General features: G+C 37.7%; 20 protein-coding genes and 1 tRNA gene. 19 read left to right on the top strand and 2 right to left on the bottom strand.

The genetic code is table 11. The features are described 5' to 3' along the window. Positions 1–10: 10 nt before the first annotated feature. From L323_RS37820 to dinB, 10 genes are all read left to right on the top strand, one after another. Positions 11–676, top strand: a complete 666-nt coding sequence (locus tag L323_RS37820; protein WP_020816873.1) for a DUF4956 domain-containing protein — start codon at positions 11–13, stop codon at positions 674–676. Positions 677–724: 48 nt separating this feature from the next. Then, the gene (locus L323_RS37815; protein ID WP_038276146.1) at positions 725–1384 is read left to right on the top strand and encodes a phosphatase PAP2 family protein; all 660 of its coding nucleotides are present in this window, start codon (positions 725–727) and stop codon (positions 1382–1384) included. A 204-nt stretch (positions 1385–1588) separates the two neighbouring features. Continuing rightward, complete coding sequence (locus tag L323_RS37810; RefSeq protein ID WP_020816871.1) at positions 1589–2554, top strand: glycosyltransferase family 2 protein; 966 nt, start codon at positions 1589–1591, stop codon at positions 2552–2554. Then, entirely contained in the window at positions 2551–3990 is a 1440-nt protein-coding gene (locus L323_RS37805) for a glycosyltransferase family 39 protein (RefSeq protein ID WP_020816870.1), read from the top strand. Before L323_RS37810 ends, L323_RS37805 begins: the two co-directional genes overlap by 4 nt. 81 nt (positions 3991–4071) lie before the next feature. After that, positions 4072–4866: a thymidylate synthase gene (locus L323_RS37800; protein ID WP_020816869.1), complete on the top strand. Its 795-nt coding sequence runs from the start codon at positions 4072–4074 to the stop codon at positions 4864–4866. Continuing rightward, a complete protein-coding gene (locus L323_RS37795; RefSeq protein WP_020816868.1) occupies positions 4863–5348 on the top strand; it encodes a dihydrofolate reductase in 486 nt (161 codons plus the stop codon). Before L323_RS37800 ends, L323_RS37795 begins: the two co-directional genes overlap by 4 nt. A 281-nt stretch (positions 5349–5629) precedes the next feature. Continuing rightward, entirely contained in the window at positions 5630–6124 is a 495-nt protein-coding gene (gene infC / locus L323_RS37790) for a translation initiation factor IF-3 (RefSeq protein ID WP_020816867.1), read from the top strand. A gap of 17 nt (positions 6125–6141) precedes the next feature. Continuing rightward, a complete protein-coding gene (rpmI, locus tag L323_RS37785; RefSeq protein WP_004617036.1) occupies positions 6142–6339 on the top strand; it encodes a 50S ribosomal protein L35 in 198 nt (65 codons plus the stop codon). Between the two features lie 18 nt (positions 6340–6357). Beyond that, positions 6358–6711, top strand: a complete 354-nt coding sequence (gene rplT / locus L323_RS37780; RefSeq protein WP_004617037.1) for a 50S ribosomal protein L20 — start codon at positions 6358–6360, stop codon at positions 6709–6711. A gap of 109 nt (positions 6712–6820) precedes the next feature. Then, positions 6821–8020 (top strand): DNA polymerase IV, encoded by a 1200-nt coding sequence (gene dinB / locus L323_RS37775; protein ID WP_020816866.1) that lies wholly within the window; start codon positions 6821–6823, stop codon positions 8018–8020. Here dinB and L323_RS37770 read toward each other — a convergent pair whose 3' ends face one another. Further along, on the bottom strand, positions 8021–8731 hold the full coding sequence (locus L323_RS37770; RefSeq protein WP_020816865.1) for a flagellar brake protein: 711 nt from the start codon (positions 8729–8731) through the stop codon (positions 8021–8023). Between the two features lie 183 nt (positions 8732–8914). Here L323_RS37770 and L323_RS37765 point away from each other — a divergent pair, with 183 nt between their 5' ends. Next, positions 8915–9706 carry a lysophospholipid acyltransferase family protein gene (locus L323_RS37765; protein WP_020816864.1) on the top strand — a complete coding sequence of 264 codons (792 nt, stop codon included), beginning with the start codon at positions 8915–8917 and terminating at the stop codon, positions 9704–9706. Positions 9707–9767: 61 nt separating this feature from the next. Continuing rightward, positions 9768–9843 (top strand) — tRNA-Pro (locus L323_RS37760). A gap of 41 nt (positions 9844–9884) precedes the next feature. Here the strand turns inward: L323_RS37760 and L323_RS37755 are convergent. After that, complete coding sequence (locus L323_RS37755) at positions 9885–12239, bottom strand: ABC transporter ATP-binding protein/permease (protein WP_020816863.1); 2355 nt, start codon at positions 12237–12239, stop codon at positions 9885–9887. Positions 12240–12526: 287 nt separating this feature from the next. Here L323_RS37755 and L323_RS37750 point away from each other — a divergent pair, with 287 nt between their 5' ends. From L323_RS37750 to obgE, 7 genes are all read left to right on the top strand, one after another. Beyond that, on the top strand, positions 12527–14371 hold the full coding sequence (locus L323_RS37750) for a TIGR03960 family B12-binding radical SAM protein (RefSeq protein WP_020816862.1): 1845 nt from the start codon (positions 12527–12529) through the stop codon (positions 14369–14371). A 1-nt stretch (position 14372) separates the two neighbouring features. Further along, positions 14373–15080: a TIGR03936 family radical SAM-associated protein gene (locus L323_RS37745; RefSeq protein WP_020816861.1), complete on the top strand. Its 708-nt coding sequence runs from the start codon at positions 14373–14375 to the stop codon at positions 15078–15080. 9 nt (positions 15081–15089) lie between these two features. Then, a complete protein-coding gene (locus tag L323_RS37740) occupies positions 15090–16574 on the top strand; it encodes an Rne/Rng family ribonuclease (protein WP_020816860.1) in 1485 nt (494 codons plus the stop codon). A gap of 143 nt (positions 16575–16717) precedes the next feature. After that, positions 16718–17029, top strand: coding sequence for a 50S ribosomal protein L21 (gene rplU / locus L323_RS37735; protein ID WP_014312639.1), 312 nt, complete (start codon positions 16718–16720; stop codon positions 17027–17029). A gap of 17 nt (positions 17030–17046) precedes the next feature. Then, positions 17047–17379 carry a ribosomal-processing cysteine protease Prp gene (locus L323_RS37730; protein WP_020816859.1) on the top strand — a complete coding sequence of 111 codons (333 nt, stop codon included), beginning with the start codon at positions 17047–17049 and terminating at the stop codon, positions 17377–17379. Positions 17380–17383: 4 nt separating this feature from the next. Further along, positions 17384–17668 (top strand): 50S ribosomal protein L27, encoded by a 285-nt coding sequence (gene rpmA / locus L323_RS37725; RefSeq protein WP_004617047.1) that lies wholly within the window; start codon positions 17384–17386, stop codon positions 17666–17668. A gap of 169 nt (positions 17669–17837) precedes the next feature. After that, a complete protein-coding gene (gene obgE / locus L323_RS37720) occupies positions 17838–19115 on the top strand; it encodes a GTPase ObgE (RefSeq protein WP_020816858.1) in 1278 nt (425 codons plus the stop codon). Positions 19116–19138 lie beyond the last annotated feature (23 nt).

Genomic DNA, 19138 nt, shown 5'->3' with positions numbered 1-19138 from the left:
GTAAAATAAAGTGGACAATATCTTAAATTCAAGTTTTATTAAGAATGCTACAGCAGTAAGTGGTTTTGATATGTTTGTGGGAATTATAGTTTCATTCATAATAGGCTTTTTCATTTTTATGGTTTATAAAAAGACATTTTCAGGGGTTATGTTTTCATCAAATTTCGGGTTATCATTGATAGGAATGGCAATGATAACCTGTGCAGTTATACTGGCAGTTTCCAGTAATGTAGTACTTTCTCTCGGCATGCTCGGTACACTTTCCATAGTGAGATTCAGGACGGCACTAAAGGACCCCTTTGATATTGTCTTTTTATTTTGGGCAATTACATCGGGAATAATCGTTGGTGCCGGAATGATCCCACTTGCAGTTGTAACAAGTCTTCTAATGGGTATCGTAATGACTGTTTTTGTAAATAGGAAAAGCAGAACTACACCCTACATAATCGTAATAAATTGTGAAAACTCAGATGTTGAAGACGGCGTAATGAATCTAATAGAAACAAAATCGGCAAAGTCGACTGTTAAAGGCAAGACGGTGTCCAAAACAGGCATGGAGCTTACGGTTGAAGTTCAACTAAAAGATGGATATAGTAAATTTGTTAATGATATAATTGATATTGAAGGTGTTGTAAATGCCGTTATGGTCAGCTACAACGGAGAATACATGGGGTAAACGAATATTTTTTATGGAAAGGGGATTCAATCATTGGTGAACAATATTATGACTGAATCAAATATAAAAAACAAATATAATAGGATTTTTGTTAGTACTATATTTCTTATATTATTGGGTCTTGTATTCGGAGGACTAATTCTACTGATTAAATCAGGGGGAATAGATGGTTTTGACAGTACCATTTACGATTCTTTGAGAAGCCTTAAATCACATACTACAAAACAATTTGTTAAATTCCTCGGAAGCATTGGTGATCCACAAGTAAACCTGTATTTGGGGTTGGTAATAGCAGCACTTGGAATTGTAGTTTTCGCTAACAAGGAAGGATATTTTAAGTATATTTCATATGCCGGGGCAATACTTGTTGTATCGTTTTTAAATCCTTTGCTAAAGGACGTTTTCCAACGCCCTCACCCGGATGTGGAAGAGGACAAATTCTCCTTTCCAAGCAGCCATGCAGCAATGGCCTTTATATTTTATCTGGTACTTTATCTTGTAATTAATAAACGTATTAAAATAAAAGCAGGAAGAATTGCACTTGCTGTATTCTGTATAATAATGCCGCTGCTTATCGGCTTTAGCCGTGTTTATCTTCAAAACCATTATGCAAGCGATATCATTGGAGGGTATCTGGAGGCGGGAATAATATTTACAATTGCAATACTGGTAAATAATATATGTGAGCGTTTTTCAGCAAAAAAATAATTTTAGTAAAATTTATAAAATTCTTCTTTACGTTAAAATTGTAAAGAAGAATTTTTTTGTGTATCAATATTACATAAATATGAACTTTTTCTTAATATTTAACGTCAAAATTGATAATAATTACTAGTGTGTTATAATTGTTTAAAGAAAAAATAGGAAAAAGCTGCTATATTATACTCGGCTGAAAGCGAGGAGAAATACTAAATGTCAAAGAAGTTATTATCAATAGTCGTACCGGTTTATAATGAACAGGAAGTAATAGAAGAAACCTTTAAAAGGCTTTCCGGAGTGTTTGAAAACTATTTTATGGATGTTGAATATATTTTTATAAATGACGGAAGTAAAGACAATACATATTTAAAGCTCAGGGAAATTGCCTTGGCAAACTCATGCGTACGGGTTATAAATTTTGCAAGAAATTTCGGACATCAGATAGCTATTACGGCGGGCATGGACTATGCAAAGGGTGACGCTGTAGTAATAATAGATGCAGACTTGCAGGACCCGCCGGAAGTTATTCTTCAAATGGTGGAACAATGGGAACAGGGATATGAAGTGGTTTATGGCAAGAGACTTCAAAGAGAGGGAGAAACCTTCTTTAAAAAGTTTACGGCCAAAATGTTCTACCGATTTCTTGACAGTATGACGGATGTCAAACTACCTGTAGATGTAGGCGATTTCAGGCTTATTGACAGAAAAGTCTGTGATGCTATGAAATGTCTCCCGGAGCGTTCAAGATATGTAAGAGGCTTGGTGAGTTGGGTAGGGTTCAAGCAGACAAGCGTAGAGTACAGACGTGAAAAGAGATTTGCTGGAGAAACAAAGTACCCTCTTAAAAAAATGCTCAAGCTGGCAGGAGACGGAATATTCTCATTTTCGTATAAGCCCTTGAAGCTTGCAACGTTTGCCGGAATGCTTGTTTCAATAATAAGCTTTATATATCTGATTGTTGTTTTGATACAGAGATTTGTAAAAAACGATATTGCCTCAGGCTGGGCTTCATCAATGGCGGTATCCCTGTTCTTTAACGGTGTGATGCTTATAGTTATAGGGATTATGGGGGAATATGTTGGTAGGATATACGAAGAGGTAAAAGCCCGCCCATTATATATTGTAGGAGAATTATTAGGATTTCAGGATGGGGCTGAGAGGAAAAACGACATTAAATGAGTTCAATAAACAGAGATGCATTAAACAAGACAATAATAATTCTACTGACAGCATTTACAGCATATTTACTGTATCTTAACTTTTTGTACTCTGCATATAATAATGCATTCATATACGCACTGTTGGTAATCCCGGTAGTACTGATTGTTTACCTGGTCTCCTACAAGTTAAATATATCTCCTTTGGCGTTTTTTACGGTAATATTCCTGCTGGCATTTGTAGCTAAAGGTTTAGTCGCGATTACGACTGATACCCAACCTATATCGGATTTTAGTACATTTTATAATTGTGCGGTAAAACTCAATAACGGAGACAAGTCCTTCGGACATAAATTTTACTTTACGTCATTTGCATATCAAACAGGGCCGGTTATTTACTATTCCATGATTATGAAATTATTCGGTACGGGACTTCTTCCATTAAAGCTTGTAAATTGCTTTTTCATGGCAGGGTCCAATTCCCTTATTTATCTTATTGCAAGAAAAATCTCAAATGACTATACGGCAAGGTTTGTCTCTTTATTGTATCTTTTATATCCAGCACCCTATTTTCTGACCCCGGTACTTACAAATCAGCATTTCGCTGCATGTATGTTTATGCTTTCCATATACCTGCTCCTTGAAACCCGTATAAATATTGCAATAAGGAGCGTGGCGGCAGGCATATTTCTTTGTTTTGGTAATGCGGTTAGACCCCTTGGTGTGGTTATACTCGGAGGTGTTGTGATTTGGGCAGTTGCACAATCCATCCGGGAGAAAAAGCTTGTTCGTATTGGGGCTACAGTGGTTATGATTGCAGCATATTTCCTTTTGAGTTTTACTTTTTCAACGATAGTAAAAAAGGCAGATATAAACCCGGAAGGCTTGAGCAATAACTATCCCTTGTGGAAATTTGTCGTGGGTTTCAATTATGAAACCAAGGGAACATTCTCTTATCCTGACCAGAACGAAATATTTTATATAAAGGATTTTAATAAGAGAAATCAAATATCAAAGAAGGTAATAAAAGAACGTATATCCATAAGCCCAGGGAAAATGTTTGATTTGATTAATACAAAACAAAAGATTATGTGGAGCTACTTTGATACCATGAAGTGGGGATTCTATGACAAAGTGAACAATCACCTCGTGCCCTCGGAAAGCCTGAAAAAATATGAACTCCCTATTCTGAAAATAGAAAAAATGTATTACATCCTTGTATTTATACTCATGTTTGCAGGGTTATGTTTATCAATTTCACGAAAAAAAGCCGGTACAGGGATAGTATTGATAGCTTCAATTCTCGGATGCTATTTTGCAGCTCATGCTTTGATTGAAATACAGGTCAGGTACAGGTACTTTGCCATAATGCTTGTGTTCGTGCTTGCAGCCAAGGGAAGTGAGCTGTTGATGACAGGTTTTTATGAATACAGAAAAAAATACAGACTGTCAGCCTGACAAAAACAGCAATTCATTATATAATAAAAATAAAGCATTATAAAAATACGTAATAATATATCGGAAATGGGGATATAACAAATGCAACAGTACCTTGATTTATGTAAACATATACTAAATAACGGTATTAAAAAAGAAGACAGAACAGGAACGGGAACAATAAGCACTTTCGGTTATCAGATGAGGTTTGACCTTCAGAAAGGCTTTCCTTTATTAACAACTAAAAAGCTTCATTTGAAGTCAATAATACATGAACTGCTCTGGTTTATAGGCGGAGAAACAAACATAAAGTATTTAAAGGAAAACGGAGTTTCCATATGGGATGAGTGGGCGGACGAAAACGGTAACCTTGGCCCTGTCTACGGACATCAATGGAGGTCTTGGGGTACATCTGACGGAAGAAGCATTGACCAGCTCAAGGAAGTCATTGAGCAGATAAAAAATAATCCGGATTCCAGAAGACTCATAGTATGCTCCTGGAATGTCGGGGAAATAGAAAAAATGGCTTTGCCGCCATGTCACTGCTTTTATCAGTTTTATGTGGTTAACGGGACACTGTCCTGTATGTTATACCAGAGAAGTGCTGACGTATTTATAGGTGTGCCATTTAATATAGCGTCATATGCATTGTTTACAATGATGGTAGCTCAAAGCTGCGGCCTCAAAGCCGGCGAGTTTGTCCATACACTGGGGGATGCACACATTTATCTCAACCACGTTGAACAGGTAAAGCTTCAATTGAGCCGTGACCCGAGGCCCTTGCCAAAAATGAATATTAACCCGGACATAAAGGATTTATTTGAATTTAAATACAGTGATTTTACATTAACGGATTATGACCCTCATCCACATATCAAAGGGGCGGTGGCTGTATGATTTCAATGATATGGGCTATGGGCCGGAACAATGCCCTTGGTTGTAAAAACAGAATGCCTTGGTACATACCGGCTGATTTTGCATACTTTAAAAAAGTTACTATGGGAAAAACGGTCATAATGGGAAGAAAAACCTTTGAATCACTGGGGAAACCGTTGGCAGGCAGAAAAAACATAGTAATTACAAGGGACACAGGCTATAATCCTGAGGGATGTATTGTAGTCAATTCTATAGAGAAAGCTATGGAGTACACAGGAGAAGAGGAAGTCTTTATAATAGGGGGAGCAGAAATATACAAAGAATTTCTTCCTATTGTAGACAGACTGTATCTAACTCTGATAGAGAAAGAGTTCGAAGCGGACGCTTTTTTTCCGGAAATCGACTATAGCCAATGGAAACAGGTATCCTGCGAGATAGGCTTCAAGGATGAAAAAAATCCATATGAATATAGATGGCTGATATATGAAAGAATAAAACAATAGGGGAAATAAGGATGTATAAAAATGTTGACAGAGTGAAGATATTTTGTTATCATATTTATGCAAAACAAGAAGAAGTTTTTCCACTTCTCACCTGAGCGGACAATGATTTGCCGGGTCAATATCGGTTTTAAGCATATTTATATGTAATGGCTGAGATTTGAGATTATTAGTGGATACTTGCTTCTATCCACTTTTTTTATTGTTTAAATATTATATGGACTTGAAGAGAATCTTCTTGCCTATTAAATGCGGAGGTGTCAGTTATTAGCAAAAATGAATTAATGATCAATGAGGACATAAGGGATAAAGAAGTCAGACTTATCGATGCTGATGGTACTATGCTTGGTATAACAGCAATTAAGGAAGCCCAGAAACTTGCCAATTCGAAAAATCTTGACCTGGTAAAGATCGCTCCACAGGGAGTACCGCCTGTCTGTAAAATAATGGACTACGGTAAATATATGTTCGAACTTGCCAAGAAAGAGAAAGAAGCAAGGAAAAATCAGAAGATCATAAGCATAAAAGAAGTTAGAGTTTCCCCTTCTATTGAAGACCATGATTTTGAATTCAAAGTTAAGAATGCATATAAGTTCTTAAAGGATGGAGATAAGGTCAAGGTTTCCGTTAAATTTAGGGGGAGGGAAATGCATTACACCTCAATAGGCAACGAAATTCTAAACAAGTTTGCAGAAGCAGTAAAAGATGTTGGAACAGTTGAGAAAAGACCAAAACTTGAAGGCAAAAGTATGATAATGATACTTAATCCAAAGCAGTAGGATAGGAGGAGAATGATATGCCAAAGTTAAAGACACATAGTGCATCTAAAAAGAGATTTAGAGTTACAGCTACAGGTAAGATCAAAAGAGGTCAGGCTTGGAGAAACCATAGACTTGTATCAAAGTCAAGAAAGGCTAAAAAGCATCATAGATTAGGTGCATACGTTTCAGCTGCACAAGAAGCTACTATCAAAAAACTTATTCCATATAAATAAGAAGGAGGACGAAGGTTTATGGCAAGAGTTAAAGGTGCGGTTAGAACCCGTGCAAGACATAAAAAGATACTAAAGCTTGCAAAAGGATATTTTGGTGCAAAGAGCAAGCTCTATAGAATGGCAAACCAGGCTGTAATGAAATCTTTAAATTACGCTTTCAACGACAGAAGAGCAAAGAAAAGAGATTTCAGAAAGCTCTGGATCGCAAGAATTAATGCTGCTGCAAGAATAAATGGTTTATCATATAGCAAGTTCATCAGTGGTTTGAAGAAGTCAGGTATAGAACTTAACAGAAAAGTTCTTGCTGATTTGGCAGTAAATGATGCGGCTGCATTTGCTAAGCTTGCTGAAACTGCAAAAGCTGCTAAATAATAAATTTGACATATGCAGTATATTTAAAATATAAGGAGTCCTTTTTGGGGCTCCTTTATTTGACTTCATATATTACTAAAGACAGTTCCGTTTGAAAGGAGAATGACAGATGGACAGAGTAGTTTTCCTAGTGGATATGAACGCATTTTTTATAAGCTGTGAAATGTCCAGAAACCCTGAAATAGTCGGTAAACCGGCTGCTGTTGCAGGCAATCCCAGAACAAGAACTGGGATAATTCTTGCTGCAAATTATGAAGCAAGAAAATTTGGGGTTAAAACTACTATGGTTATTCATCAGGCTCTGAAACTTTGCCCTGAAATGTTGCTTGTTCCGCCGGATCACAGGTTCTATGAAAAAAAGTCCATGGAAGTTATGAAAATTCTTGAAAGATTTTCGCCGGTCATAGAACAAAACAGTATAGACGAAGCGTGGCTGGATATGTCTGGTACAGAAACACTCTTTGGAAGCCCTATGGAAGCTGCACGACAGATAATGGATTCAATAAATGACGAGCTGGGCTTATGGTGCTCTATAGGAATTTCCCAAAACAAGCTTCTGTCAAAAATAGCATCCGAAATTAAAAAACCAATGGGGATAACCGAACTCTGGCAGAAGGAGATTCCCCAAAAATTGTGGCCTTTAAAGGTAACTGATCTTTACGGAATAGGTCGACAGACAGGTCTGAAGCTTAACAACTTAGGAATTAAAACTATAGGCGATCTGGCAAACTATAATTCACAGGCCTTGGTCAGCTTTTTTGGCAGGCAGGGGCCGGAGCTTCAAAGAATGGCACACGGGATTGATACGTCTACGGTTACGCCTCACGTGTCAGGAGAGATGAAGTCCATCGGGAGGTCAACAACACTTGCGTCAGATATAACAGATATAGAAGAAGTTAAGACGACATTTATTGAGATGTGCGAAGAAGTTGGCTACGAAGCCCGGAAGAACAATAAGAAGGGACGCACTATTCAAATAACCATAAAGTACTCTGATTTTAAGACAATAACAAGACAAACAAGTATAGAGCCTACCTATCTAACAAAAGACATATATGAGACAGGTTTTACACTCTTAAATAAAAACTGGAACAGTTTAATGCCTGTCCGGTTAATTGGAATTAGCATCAGCGGCTTTGAAAACGAAGGTCTTTCAGGACAAATGTCACTGTTTGATGCAGCTGATTTTTGTGACAATTCATCCCGAAAAGAAGAAAAGCTTGAAAAAGCTATTGATTCAATAAGAAGTAGATTGGGAACAAACTCCATTAGCAGGGCCATACAGATTAAGAACCCGAAAATAAAGTAATTATTTCTTTGACAGGAGATTGTTTTTTAGCATAAGTCTCTGTTTTTGAAAAATGAACTTAGTTAGTGTGCTTGAATCCTGTGGAGAAATATAAACAAAATTCATACCAACTTCATGCTTCTTGTTCTCTACACTTGTGGAACGGATTACTTGCGCCAGTACCCGTATTTGACCCATACCTTCAAGGTCTACCGAAATATCCGACATCATACCCGAATCAATAGAATTATCCATAATCAGGCATAAACCGCTTCCACTGATATTTTTTGTAAATGCACTTTTAAAATCATTTGATGATATTTCTTTAAATTCTGGCTTTTCTCTGGTCGACGGGTGGTCATCAACAGTAACATATTTGCATTCCAAAACTGTATCCAGTCTGTAGTTCATTCTTCTCTGGATTTTGGTAAAATCACCGGTTATTGATGCGTCGAAGGTCTCCAGATGCCCTGACTTTTTATATTCTTTTACAGTGGCATTAAAATGCATCAGCTCTTGTCTTTGATTTAAAAAGTACACTATAATGTTCAGCCCGGCTGACAGATACTTGTATCGACCCTCACTCATTGGCGCAGCAATAGTAATATTTTTTGCATCTGCCACATCCAGAAGTTGGCTGATATAACTGGAAGTCTGAGAGGGAAAGCTTTTTATGTACTCCGGTATTTCGATTTCTAATTTGGTCCCGATAATAATGTCATTAGCATTCATTAGAATTCTCCATAATAATTCATATTTAATTTTATATCTGATATTTTTATTATATTCTAATTATTATAAATTTTAAACTCTAAATGAATGATTTTCCGGAGCAGTGGACATGGTATTAAATGTGAGATATAATTATCACTGGCATTATGGGTGCATAATTTTATAATAGCGGAAGTGATGGATATGAAGAGTTATTTTACAGGAAACAGATATGAAACTACAGGGGATAAGAGAAGTATATTTGACAAGCTTTTTCTGAATACCAGATGGTATTTTGTTTACGGCTATGGAAAAGTAGTTTTAAAGGGAAGCAACCTTGCAGCAAAGAATAAATATGATTCAGAAAAGTGGGCGGCTTCCAGCTATGATATAGTTGAATGTATTGAAAAGAGCGGCGGTCGACTGTTTATTGATGGTATGGATAATATTATAAAGAATGATGGGCCGGTTGTGTTTGTCAGTAACCACATGAGTACATTGGAAACTTTTGTATTTCCTTGTATAATTGCACCGTTAAAGGAAGTTACCTATGTTGTAAAGGATTCTCTTGTAACAATGCCAATATTCGGGCCTATTATGCGAAGCAGAAACCCTATAGTCGTTTCCAGAAAGAACTCAAGGCAGGATTTACTCAATGTTATAAACAAAGGGAAGGAAATACTGGCCGAGGGAAGGTCTATTGTCCTGTTCCCGGAAGGAACAAGACAGGAGCAATTCAATCCTGAAAAGTTTAATTCACTGGGTATAAAGCTCGCAAAAGAGGCTGGAGTACCTGTAATACCTGTTGCCATAAAAACTGATTTCTGGGGAAATGGCAAGCTTATAAAGGACATTGGCCCAATCCGCAGAAAAGAACCTGTATGTATGTCTTTTGGTGAACCCATAACCATAACCGGAAATGGTAAGGCAGAACATAAGCAGGTTTTAGAGTTTATAACCAATAAAATAAATGAATTCAAAAATATAAAAATATGAAAAAATCTCATTTTAGTCTTGTAAAATAAATTACTTACTAGTAAAATAATATAATGAGATTCGGGGTGTGGCTCAGTTGGTAGAGCGCGACGTTCGGGACGTTGAGGCCGCTGGTTCAAGTCCAGTCACTCCGACCATAAAAGGACTTGCTGATAATGTCGGCGAGTCCTTTTATACTTCATTCGCTTCTTAGTGCTTCCACCGCATCCTTTCTGGAAGCCATTTTTGCAGGAATATGCCCTCCGAGTACGGTAAGAATTGTACTTAGTACAACCAGCAGTAACGCATGAAGTATTTGCAACTGGGCCACTCCTTTAAGTTCGGTCATATTATATATAATCTTGTTGATAGGTATAGTCAATAGCCATGCAATTACTATACCAAGGACGCCGGAGAACACTCCTATAATACAGGTTTCAGCATCAAATACCCGGGCAATATCCTTTTTCCTTGCACCCAATGAACGAAGTATGCCTATTTCCTTTGTACGTTCTAACACTGATGTGTAAGTGATAATACTTATCATTATTAGGCTTACTACAAGGGAGATGGAAGCAAATGCCAAAAGTACGATGGTTATACCATGCATAATTCCTCCTGTCATCTGGGACATAGTTCCGGCTAGGTCGGTATAAAATATCTTATCATCCAGAGATTTGCCTTCATTATATTCATCCAGATAAGCCGTAACAGCATCCTTATCACTGAAATTGTCCGGATAAACCATTATCATAAACGGAGAGGCGGTTCCGCCAAGATAGGCCAGAAACATGGATTTCTCAGTTTTATCCATATCCTGCATGGTAATGACATTTTTACTGCTGTCCTCCTGCTCTTTTACGATGTCGGAATCTTTTGAGTTGTTTATTACTAACTGGGTCAGCTTATCACTGTACGCAATACCTGGAGCAAGAATTCCGATTTTAACATTTGGTTTTTTTCTGACTACCCCTGTAATAGTAACGGGAATACTGTTTTTAGAAGAGTACATGGCCTCATAATTGTCCCCCGGAAGGTACGTTCCGAATTCGGTTTTAACATAGTAATCATTGTTTGATATTATCTTAAACTGGGTACCTACAATGTCATCAAAATTAATAGATTTCTTATTATCGGTTAGAAAACCCAGTCCTTTTAGTATAGTAAAGTTTATTCTGTTTTTAGAATCAACAACAAGTACCATGTCAGTGGGCTTTTCAGGATATTTTCCTGCAATCAGTTCATAATTTTTTAAGAGGTAGGGTTTGTCACTTTTTTTCAATTGCTCAGGATATGAAGAAAGACCGACTCCTTCCATACTGGACGTGTTTGCTTTTTCCTTCATGGCTTCCATAGGGTTAAACAACGACACTGGCGAGGCTTTTCCGTTAATTTTCCGCATCAGATTAATGCCTACTAATCGGGCATAGCCTATACTGTTACAGATTTTGGGATCAATTTTACTGATGTATTCCAGATATTCCTCGGTAAAAATATTCCTATGATTAAATATGCTTTTTGACGAATCGTACAGATATACCTTGTCTGAATCAGCGAATTCAGCAGTTCCCGTTTTTGTTTTTTGCGTCTCGCCTTTGAAGGATTTTATATTTTCCGAGTTCATATGTGAAGGAGTTTGCGTCAGTATTATTGGGAATTCAGAAAGAGCATCACTCTGAAATTTGTCAATCTGCTTCTTGAAACCTGTAGATAAGCTCAGAATAACCGCTATACCAATGATTCCAATACTTGAAGCCAAAGAGGTAAGGAAAGCTCTCCATTTTTTTGTCTTAATATTGTTAAATGAAAGTTTGAGGGCTGTAAAAAAGCTCATGCTGGTTTTCTTTAAATGGAATCCCGCTGACACCTGAAGAGGCTCACAGGGATTACTGTCGGAAATAATTTTGCCGTCTTTAAAATTAATGATTCTGTCGGCATATTTTTCAGCAATAGCAGGATTGTGTGTTACCATAACAACCAGACGATTATGAGATATATTTTTGATTAAATCCATGATTTGAGTACTTGTAGCTGAATCCAAAGCACCCGTGGGTTCATCGCATAATAGAATTTCAGGGTCATTGGCAAGGGCTCTGGCAATTGCCACACGTTGCATTTGACCCCCCGACAGTTGGTTTGGCTTTTTATGAAGATGTTCATTAAGTCCAACTTCATTCAATACATCCAGAGACTTTTTCCTCTTTTCTTCCTGAGAAATTCCACTGAGGGTCATACCAAGTTCTACATTATCAATAATACTTAGATGGTTAATCAGATTATAACTCTGAAATACAAAGCCTATGGAGTTATTTCGGTATGCGTCCCATTCTTTTTCCGTAAAATGAGATGTTCTTTTACCGCTTATACTCATTTCACCTGAATCGTATCTGTCAAGCCCTCCTAGGATATTTAAAAAAGTTGTTTTACCTGACCCGCTTGTGCCCAAAATGGCAACGAACTCTTTTTTTCGAAAGCACACACTTATTTCAGACAATGCTATAGTGTCCACATTTCCCACATGATAGGTTTTACTGATATTATTTAATTGCAGCATAAATGTTTTGCTCCGATTTTCTATAAATACTTATGATGTATAAGAATATTTTGGTCTAACGCTGAAAAGATATTCAGTAAAATTTTAACGGAATAATAATAAATTCTTATTATTGTATAAATACTATAAAAGAATTGTAAAAATGTATTACCATATGTACTGTGTTCTGCTATAATATTTTTTGGTACTCGAAAGATTATTTTGGTAAAAATCGGCTTTTAGCTGTATAGAATAACCGAGTTCTTTTTTTTTGCTATTTATAAATATTAGATATATCGGAGGAAAAAATGAGTGTTAAACTGTCGGATGCGTTATTGAAGAGTGTTGAGAAACCATCTAGATATACCGGTAATGAATGGAACAGCGTCATAAAGGACCCTAAAAGTGTAGATATACGTTTCGCATTTTGTTTTCCCGACTCTTACGAAGTAGGCATGTCCCATCTGGGTATGAAAATACTATACCATTTGTTAAATGAAAGAAATGACTGCTACTGTGAAAGGGTATTTGCCCCTTGGACGGATATGGAAGAAAAAATGAGGCAGAACAGTATTCCCCTTTATGGACTTGAATCTAAAGACCCAATCAGGGATTTTGATTTTGTAGGCTTTACACTTCAATATGAAATGAGCTTTACAAATATAATAAATATGCTTGATTTGGCAGGTATACCTCTGACCTCGGACAAAAGAAGTGACAGTGATTCATTTGTTTGTGCAGGCGGCCCCTGTGCATATAATCCTGAACCATTAGCTGACATAATTGACTTTTTTATGATGGGCGAAGGTGAAGAAATAATCAACGAAGTAATGGATGCATATGCAAAGTGGAAAGGGACAGGACGTTCAAGACAGGAATTTCTTGAAGATATAGCCAAAATAGAAGGTATCTATGTCCCGGCATTTTATGACGTTTCATATAATGAGGACGGTACTATAAGTAGCTTCGAACCGAAAAAGCCGGATTATCCCGTAAAAATCAAAAAGAGAATAATTAAAGATATGGACAAGGCTTATTTTCCTGAAAAAATAATAGTTCCATATACTGATATAGTACATGACAGAATAATGCTGGAGGTATTCAGAGGGTGTACAAGAGGATGCAGATTCTGTCAGGCAGGATTTATATATAGACCCGTACGTGAAAAGAGTCACAAGAGATTGCTTGAACTGGCTAACAAGCTTGAGGAAAGCTCTGGCTATGAGGAAATTTCTCTAACTTCACTAAGTACAAGTGATTATACAGAGCTTCACGAACTGACAACCGGATTGCTTGATGAAATGGAAGAGAAAAAAGTAAACTTATCGTTGCCTTCATTAAGAATTGACTCCTTTTCACTTGATTTAATGGAAAAAGCCCAGAAGGTAAGAAAAAGCGGACTTACATTTGCTCCGGAAGCAGGAACCCAGAGACTAAGGGATGTAATCAACAAGGGTGTAACAGAAGAAGATTTGATTAACGCTGTATCTCTGGCATTTAATGGCGGCTGGAACGGTGTGAAACTGTATTTTATGCTTGGACTTCCTACGGAGACGATGGAAGATGTTGAAGGAATTGCGGATTTGGCTTACAAAGTAGTAAATGCTTATAAAAACGTCCCAAGGGAAAAGAAGGGAAAAGGCCTCAACGTTACTGTGAGTACATCATCCTTTGTACCCAAGGCCTTTACTCCATTTCAATGGGAACCCCAGGACAGCAGAGAAATTCTCAATGAAAAGCAGATGTTTTTAAAGAGTAAGATTCGTTCCAAACAGGTAACTTATAACTATCATGAAAACAGACTCAGTCTTCTGGAAGCCGTGTTTGCCAGAGGAGACAGAAAGACCTGCAAGGTGCTTCTGAAAGCTTGGGAAATGGGTTGCAAATTTGACAGCTGGGGTGAACACTTCAAGTTTGATGTATGGATGAAAGCTTTTGAAGAATGTGGGGTGGCCCCATATTTTTATGCAACACGCAAAAGAGAATATGAAGAATTGCTGCCTTGGGATCATATTGATATAGGAGTTTCCAAAAAATATCTTATAAACGAATCTAAAAAGGCACTGGAAGGAAAAATTACGCCCAATTGCCGTGTAAACTGCGGCGGCTGCGGTGCTACAATATTTGATAGCGGTATTTGTGGAGGTAATTAAATTGAGTATAATACGTGTAAAGTTCAAACGTGGCGATGAAGTCAAATTCATTTCTCACCTTGACCTCATGAAGGTATTTGAAAGAGCCATAAGAAGGGCAAGACTTCCCATAGCCTATTCTCAGGGCTTTAATCCTCACCCGGGTATGGTTTTTGGTCTGCCCTTGGGTGTGGGAGTTACAAGTGAAGCAGAGTACGGTGATTTTGAAATTACCGATGATGAAATGTCACCACAGGAATTTGCAGACAGACTGAATTTACAGCTCCCTAAGGGGATTGAGGTTTTATCTGCCAAAAAGAAGGTGTCCAAGCAAAATATAATGGCTACTATAGCTGCATCAGAGTATATTGTAATTGTGGGTACTCCGGCAGAAAGTAGCCAAAAGACTCTGAAAGCGGCTATTGACAAATACTTGTCCCAAGAAGAGATAGTTGTCAAGAAAAGAACCAAGAACGGGGTAAAGGATACCGATATCAGAGGCATGATATTTGATTTGAATTTCGAGCTTCAGCCTTGTGGAACCTTCAATATAATTAGATTTACGGCTCTTGTTAGCGCCGGAAGCAAAGCGAATTTGAAGCCTGACCTGCTGATTGAGTCTCTGTGCGGATATCTTGGAATTGAATACGAGATCGACAGAATTCACAGAACAAAGCTTTTTGTAAGGTCTCAGGATCAGCTTCTGGACCCTATGGAAGAAGTAGTTTGAGGTGATTAAATGGTTAATGAGATTATAGTAGATGTTAGTCCGGGTGAAATAAGGGTTGGTATTCTGGAAGATAAGGAACTGGCTGAGATTCATATAGAAAGAACAAACCATCAGGGGCTTGTAGGCAACATATACAGGGGAAAAGTAAGCAGTGTGCTGCCGGGTATGCAGGCCGCCTTTATTGATATCGGATATGAAAAGAACGCATTTTTATATGTGGGTGATGCCATTCCCAAAAAAGAATACTCCGACGATGAAACAGAGGTTTCCAGTAACTACGAAGAATATAATATTACCGATATCCTCAAAGTAGGACAGGAGATAACGGTGCAGGTTATAAAAGAACCTATCGGCACAAAGGGCCCCAGGGTTTCAACTCATATAACTTTACCGGGAAGAAACCTTGTTTTGCTACCCAATGCAGATTATATAGGGATATCCCGTAGGATTGAAAACGATATGGAAAGGCAGAAGCTAAAGAAAATAGCCGAAAAACTAAAGCCCCAGAATATGGGGTTAATTGTTAGAACCGTATCTGAGGGAAAAGAAGAATCTGACTTTGTAGAGGATGTTTCTTTCCTTTTGAAGCTTTGGGCAAAAATAAAGGAAAGTGAAAATAAAGGCCCTGTACCAAGATGTATTCATAAAGACATAAATCTTATATATAGGTCAGTCAGAGATTTGTTCACATGGGATGTAAACAAATTTATTATAAACAATGAGAAAGAGTACTTAAAAGTACTTGAACTTGTTGAAATGATATCCCCACTGCTCAAAAGCAGAGTAGAACTGTTTCAGAAGGATTACATGATTTTTGACTACTACCAGATAGAAACAAAAATCGAGCGTGCTCTATCCAGAAAGGTATGGCTGAAATGCGGTGGGTATATAATTATAGACAAAACCGAGGCTCTCACCGTAGTTGATGTTAATACAGGCAAGTTTGTAGGAGAGAGTAATCTCGAGGAAACAGTACTTAAAACCAATGTTGAAGCAACAAGAGAGATAGCAAAACAGCTTCGGCTTAGAGACATAGGCGGTATTGTAATAATAGATTTTATTGACATGAACAACTCTGAACATCAGCAACTGGTATTGGATTCCCTTAAACAAAGCTTAAAGAGTGATAGAACAAAGACAATAGTACTAGGTATGACAGAGCTTGGCTTGGTTGAGATGACCAGAAAGAAGATAAGGCAGGAGCTGTCAACCGTTATGAGCTGTGATTGTCCTGTATGCGATGGAGCAGGAAGGGTTTATACCGGGGAAACCAATGCTATGAATATACTTAGAGAGGTAAGGGAGCATATGAATTGTACATCTGCAAAGAAATTTAAGCTGGAAGTACACCCTACCGTGGCTCCTGTGATTGAAGATAATATCGAAAGACTCTTAAAGGATTTTATGGAGAGTAAGGATAAAAAAGTAAAAGTTATTGCCGTAAATGATATAAGACCCACAGGCTATAGAATTAAAGACATTGACATGGATTAGTCCATGTGCTAAAATATATCGGTAGCCGCACGGCCAAGGCTCCTTAAATATAATTCATTTGAATTATTGCCTGTGATGAATACTCCTGTTGATGTAGTATATACGTCATAAAGCCGGCGAGATTGATATTAGGAGGTGTATATATGTACGCAATTATAATGACTGGTGGAAAACAGTACAAAGTTCAGGAAGGCGATGTAGTTTTCATAGAAAAGCTCGCTGCTGAAGAAGGATCTTCAGTAACTTTTGATAAGGTTTTAGCTGTATCAAAGGATGGAAATGTTAGCTTTGGTGCTCCTGTTCTTGAATCAGCTTCTGTAAGTGGAAAAATTCTCAATCACGGAAAAGGTGAAAAGATTATCGTTTTCAAATACAAAGCAAAGAAGAACATCAGAAACAAAAAGGGACACAGACAACCATATACAAAGGTTCAAATCGAAAAGATCAATGCTTAATTAAGGATAACAGTTAGATGATTAAAATTAATATAGGCAAGGATGTAGCAGGAACTATTAGGACGTTTGTTGTAAAAGGACATGCAGGGTTTGCCGAAGAAGGCAGTGACATTGTATGTTCAGCCATTTCCGCAATCGCTTATACTGCGGTAGGAGCTATTGAAGAGCTGATTGGACTAAAAGGCTTTTTTAAACAGAAGGACGGGTTTATGTCATGTAAGCTTGACATGGAGTTGTCTCCTGAAAAAAGGCATGATGCCAATGTAATTATGGCTACTGCGGAAATTGGATTCAAACAGATAGAATTTGCTTATCCCGACTATGTGAAGGTATTGGATGAGGAGGTGTAATCTCATGATAAAGGTTAATTTACAACTTTTTGCTCATAAAAAGGGTGTTGGTAGTTCAAGAAACGGACGTGATAGTGCGGCTAAAAGACTCGGTGTCAAAAGAGCTGACGGTCAATTCGTTCTCGCAGGAAACATTCTTGTTCGTCAAAGAGGTACAAAGGTTCATCCCGGTGTAAACGTAGGAATAGGTAAAGACGATACCTTGTTTGCATTAAAGGATGGAAAGGTTAAGTTTGCAAGACTTGGCAGAGATAAGAAACAGGTTATGATAGTTACTGCTGCTGAGTAATAACAAAAAATTATCGCATTAAAAAAGGTAGAGAATGTGATACGCATTTTCTACCTTTTTAGCGTATAATAAAAGTTATTTTTCACATAAATTATTTGTTTCAGGTTAAAATAAACAGAGTTCTGGATTTGATAAAAAGAGAATATTTGTTTTTATGGAGAGAATATAAATGTTTACAGATAGCGCTAAAATATATGTCAAGGCCGGTAATGGAGGAAACGGAATGGTTTCATTCCACCGTGAAAAGTACATAGCGGCCGGAGGCCCGGACGGGGGAGATGGCGGAAAAGGCGGAGATGTTATTTTTGTAGTTGATGAAGGGCTTAATACCCTGATTGACTTCAGATACAAAAAGAACTTCAAGGCTGAAGCAGGACAAGACGGCGGCCCGTCCAACTGTTCAGGGAAAAACGGAGAAGATCTTATTATCAAGGTTCCTCTTGGTACTATGGTAAAGGATGAAGTAACGGGTATGGTACTTGTTGATTTGATAAAGCCCGGTCAAACATGTATTATAGCAAAAGGCGGAAAGGGCGGAAAAGGCAATCAGCACTTTGCCACTCCTACAAGACAGGTGCCGAACTTTGCAAAAAGCGGTGATCTCGGCGAAGAATACAACTTGATTCTTGAAATGAAGATGATAGCTGATGTTGGACTTTTGGGATATCCCAACGTGGGCAAGTCCACAATACTTTCAATGGTTTCTGCTGCCAAGCCCAAAATTGCAAACTACCACTTTACAACTCTGGTTCCAAACCTTGGAGTTGTACAGATAGAACAGGGTAAAAGCTTTGTAATTGCTGATATTCCAGGTCTTATTGAAGGAGCACATGAAGGTGTTGGTCTTGGTCATGAATTTTTGAGGCATGTTGAGAGGACAAAACTCCTTGTACATGTTGTAGATGTATCCGGGGTTGAGGGCAGAGATGCAGTAGAGGATTTTGATACCATTAACTCAGAGCTGCAAAAATATAATGAGGTTTTATCTACAAGGCCGCAGATAGTTGCCGCTAATAAAATGGATATCCCCGGTGCGGAGGAAAACTACAAGGCTTTTAAGGAAGAACTTGAAAAAAGAGGATACAGAGTATTCGGAATATCTGCCGCAACAAATAAGGGGCTGAAAGAACTCATGTATGCTGTTGCAGATACATTAAAAACACTTCCTGACACTATTCTTCTTGATGAAACAAAGAATGAAGAGGTTGTATACAAAGCTCAGGAGGAAAAGCCTTTTGAAATACACATTGAAGACGGTGTATATGTAGTTGAGGGTAAATGGCTGAGGAAGGTTCTCGGTTCTACTAATATCACTAATTATGATTCACTGCAATATTTCCAGAGAGCTCTTAAGAAAAAAGGCGTTATTACGGCACTTGAAGATATGGGGATAGAGGAAGGCGACACAGTCAGAATTTATGATACCGAGTTTGATTATACCAGATAGTAAGATTATGCATGGATATTTTC

Source organism: Ruminiclostridium papyrosolvens C7 (assembly GCF_000421965.1).
Taxonomy (GTDB): domain Bacteria; phylum Bacillota; class Clostridia; order Acetivibrionales; family DSM-1351; genus Ruminiclostridium; species Ruminiclostridium papyrosolvens_A.
This window is presented reverse-complemented; position numbering and strand designations above follow the sequence as displayed.

What these genes read in the sequence shown, in the direction of transcription:
- L323_RS37730 (WP_020816859.1), top strand. Translation starts at nt 17,047, where the DNA reads ATGATTAAAATTAATATAGGCAAGGATGTAGCAGGAACTATTAGGACG.
- rpmI (WP_004617036.1), top strand. Translation starts at nt 6,142, where the DNA reads ATGCCAAAGTTAAAGACACATAGTGCATCTAAAAAGAGATTTAGAGTT.
- L323_RS37740 (WP_020816860.1), top strand. Translation starts at nt 15,090, where the DNA reads ATGGTTAATGAGATTATAGTAGATGTTAGTCCGGGTGAAATAAGGGTT.
- dinB (WP_020816866.1), top strand. Translation starts at nt 6,821, where the DNA reads ATGGACAGAGTAGTTTTCCTAGTGGATATGAACGCATTTTTTATAAGC.
- L323_RS37815 (WP_038276146.1), top strand. Translation starts at nt 725, where the DNA reads ATGACTGAATCAAATATAAAAAACAAATATAATAGGATTTTTGTTAGT.
- L323_RS37810 (WP_020816871.1), top strand. Translation starts at nt 1,589, where the DNA reads ATGTCAAAGAAGTTATTATCAATAGTCGTACCGGTTTATAATGAACAG.
- L323_RS37800 (WP_020816869.1), top strand. Translation starts at nt 4,072, where the DNA reads ATGCAACAGTACCTTGATTTATGTAAACATATACTAAATAACGGTATT.
- L323_RS37765 (WP_020816864.1), top strand. Translation starts at nt 8,915, where the DNA reads ATGAAGAGTTATTTTACAGGAAACAGATATGAAACTACAGGGGATAAG.
- L323_RS37770 (WP_020816865.1), bottom strand. Translation starts at nt 8,731, where the DNA reads ATGAATGCTAATGACATTATTATCGGGACCAAATTAGAAATCGAAATA.
- infC (WP_020816867.1), top strand. Translation starts at nt 5,630, where the DNA reads ATGATCAATGAGGACATAAGGGATAAAGAAGTCAGACTTATCGATGCT.
- obgE (WP_020816858.1), top strand. Translation starts at nt 17,838, where the DNA reads ATGTTTACAGATAGCGCTAAAATATATGTCAAGGCCGGTAATGGAGGA.
- L323_RS37795 (WP_020816868.1), top strand. Translation starts at nt 4,863, where the DNA reads ATGATTTCAATGATATGGGCTATGGGCCGGAACAATGCCCTTGGTTGT.
- rplT (WP_004617037.1), top strand. Translation starts at nt 6,358, where the DNA reads ATGGCAAGAGTTAAAGGTGCGGTTAGAACCCGTGCAAGACATAAAAAG.
- L323_RS37750 (WP_020816862.1), top strand. Translation starts at nt 12,527, where the DNA reads ATGAGTGTTAAACTGTCGGATGCGTTATTGAAGAGTGTTGAGAAACCA.
- rpmA (WP_004617047.1), top strand. Translation starts at nt 17,384, where the DNA reads ATGATAAAGGTTAATTTACAACTTTTTGCTCATAAAAAGGGTGTTGGT.
- L323_RS37805 (WP_020816870.1), top strand. Translation starts at nt 2,551, where the DNA reads ATGAGTTCAATAAACAGAGATGCATTAAACAAGACAATAATAATTCTA.
- rplU (WP_014312639.1), top strand. Translation starts at nt 16,718, where the DNA reads ATGTACGCAATTATAATGACTGGTGGAAAACAGTACAAAGTTCAGGAA.
- L323_RS37755 (WP_020816863.1), bottom strand. Translation starts at nt 12,239, where the DNA reads ATGCTGCAATTAAATAATATCAGTAAAACCTATCATGTGGGAAATGTG.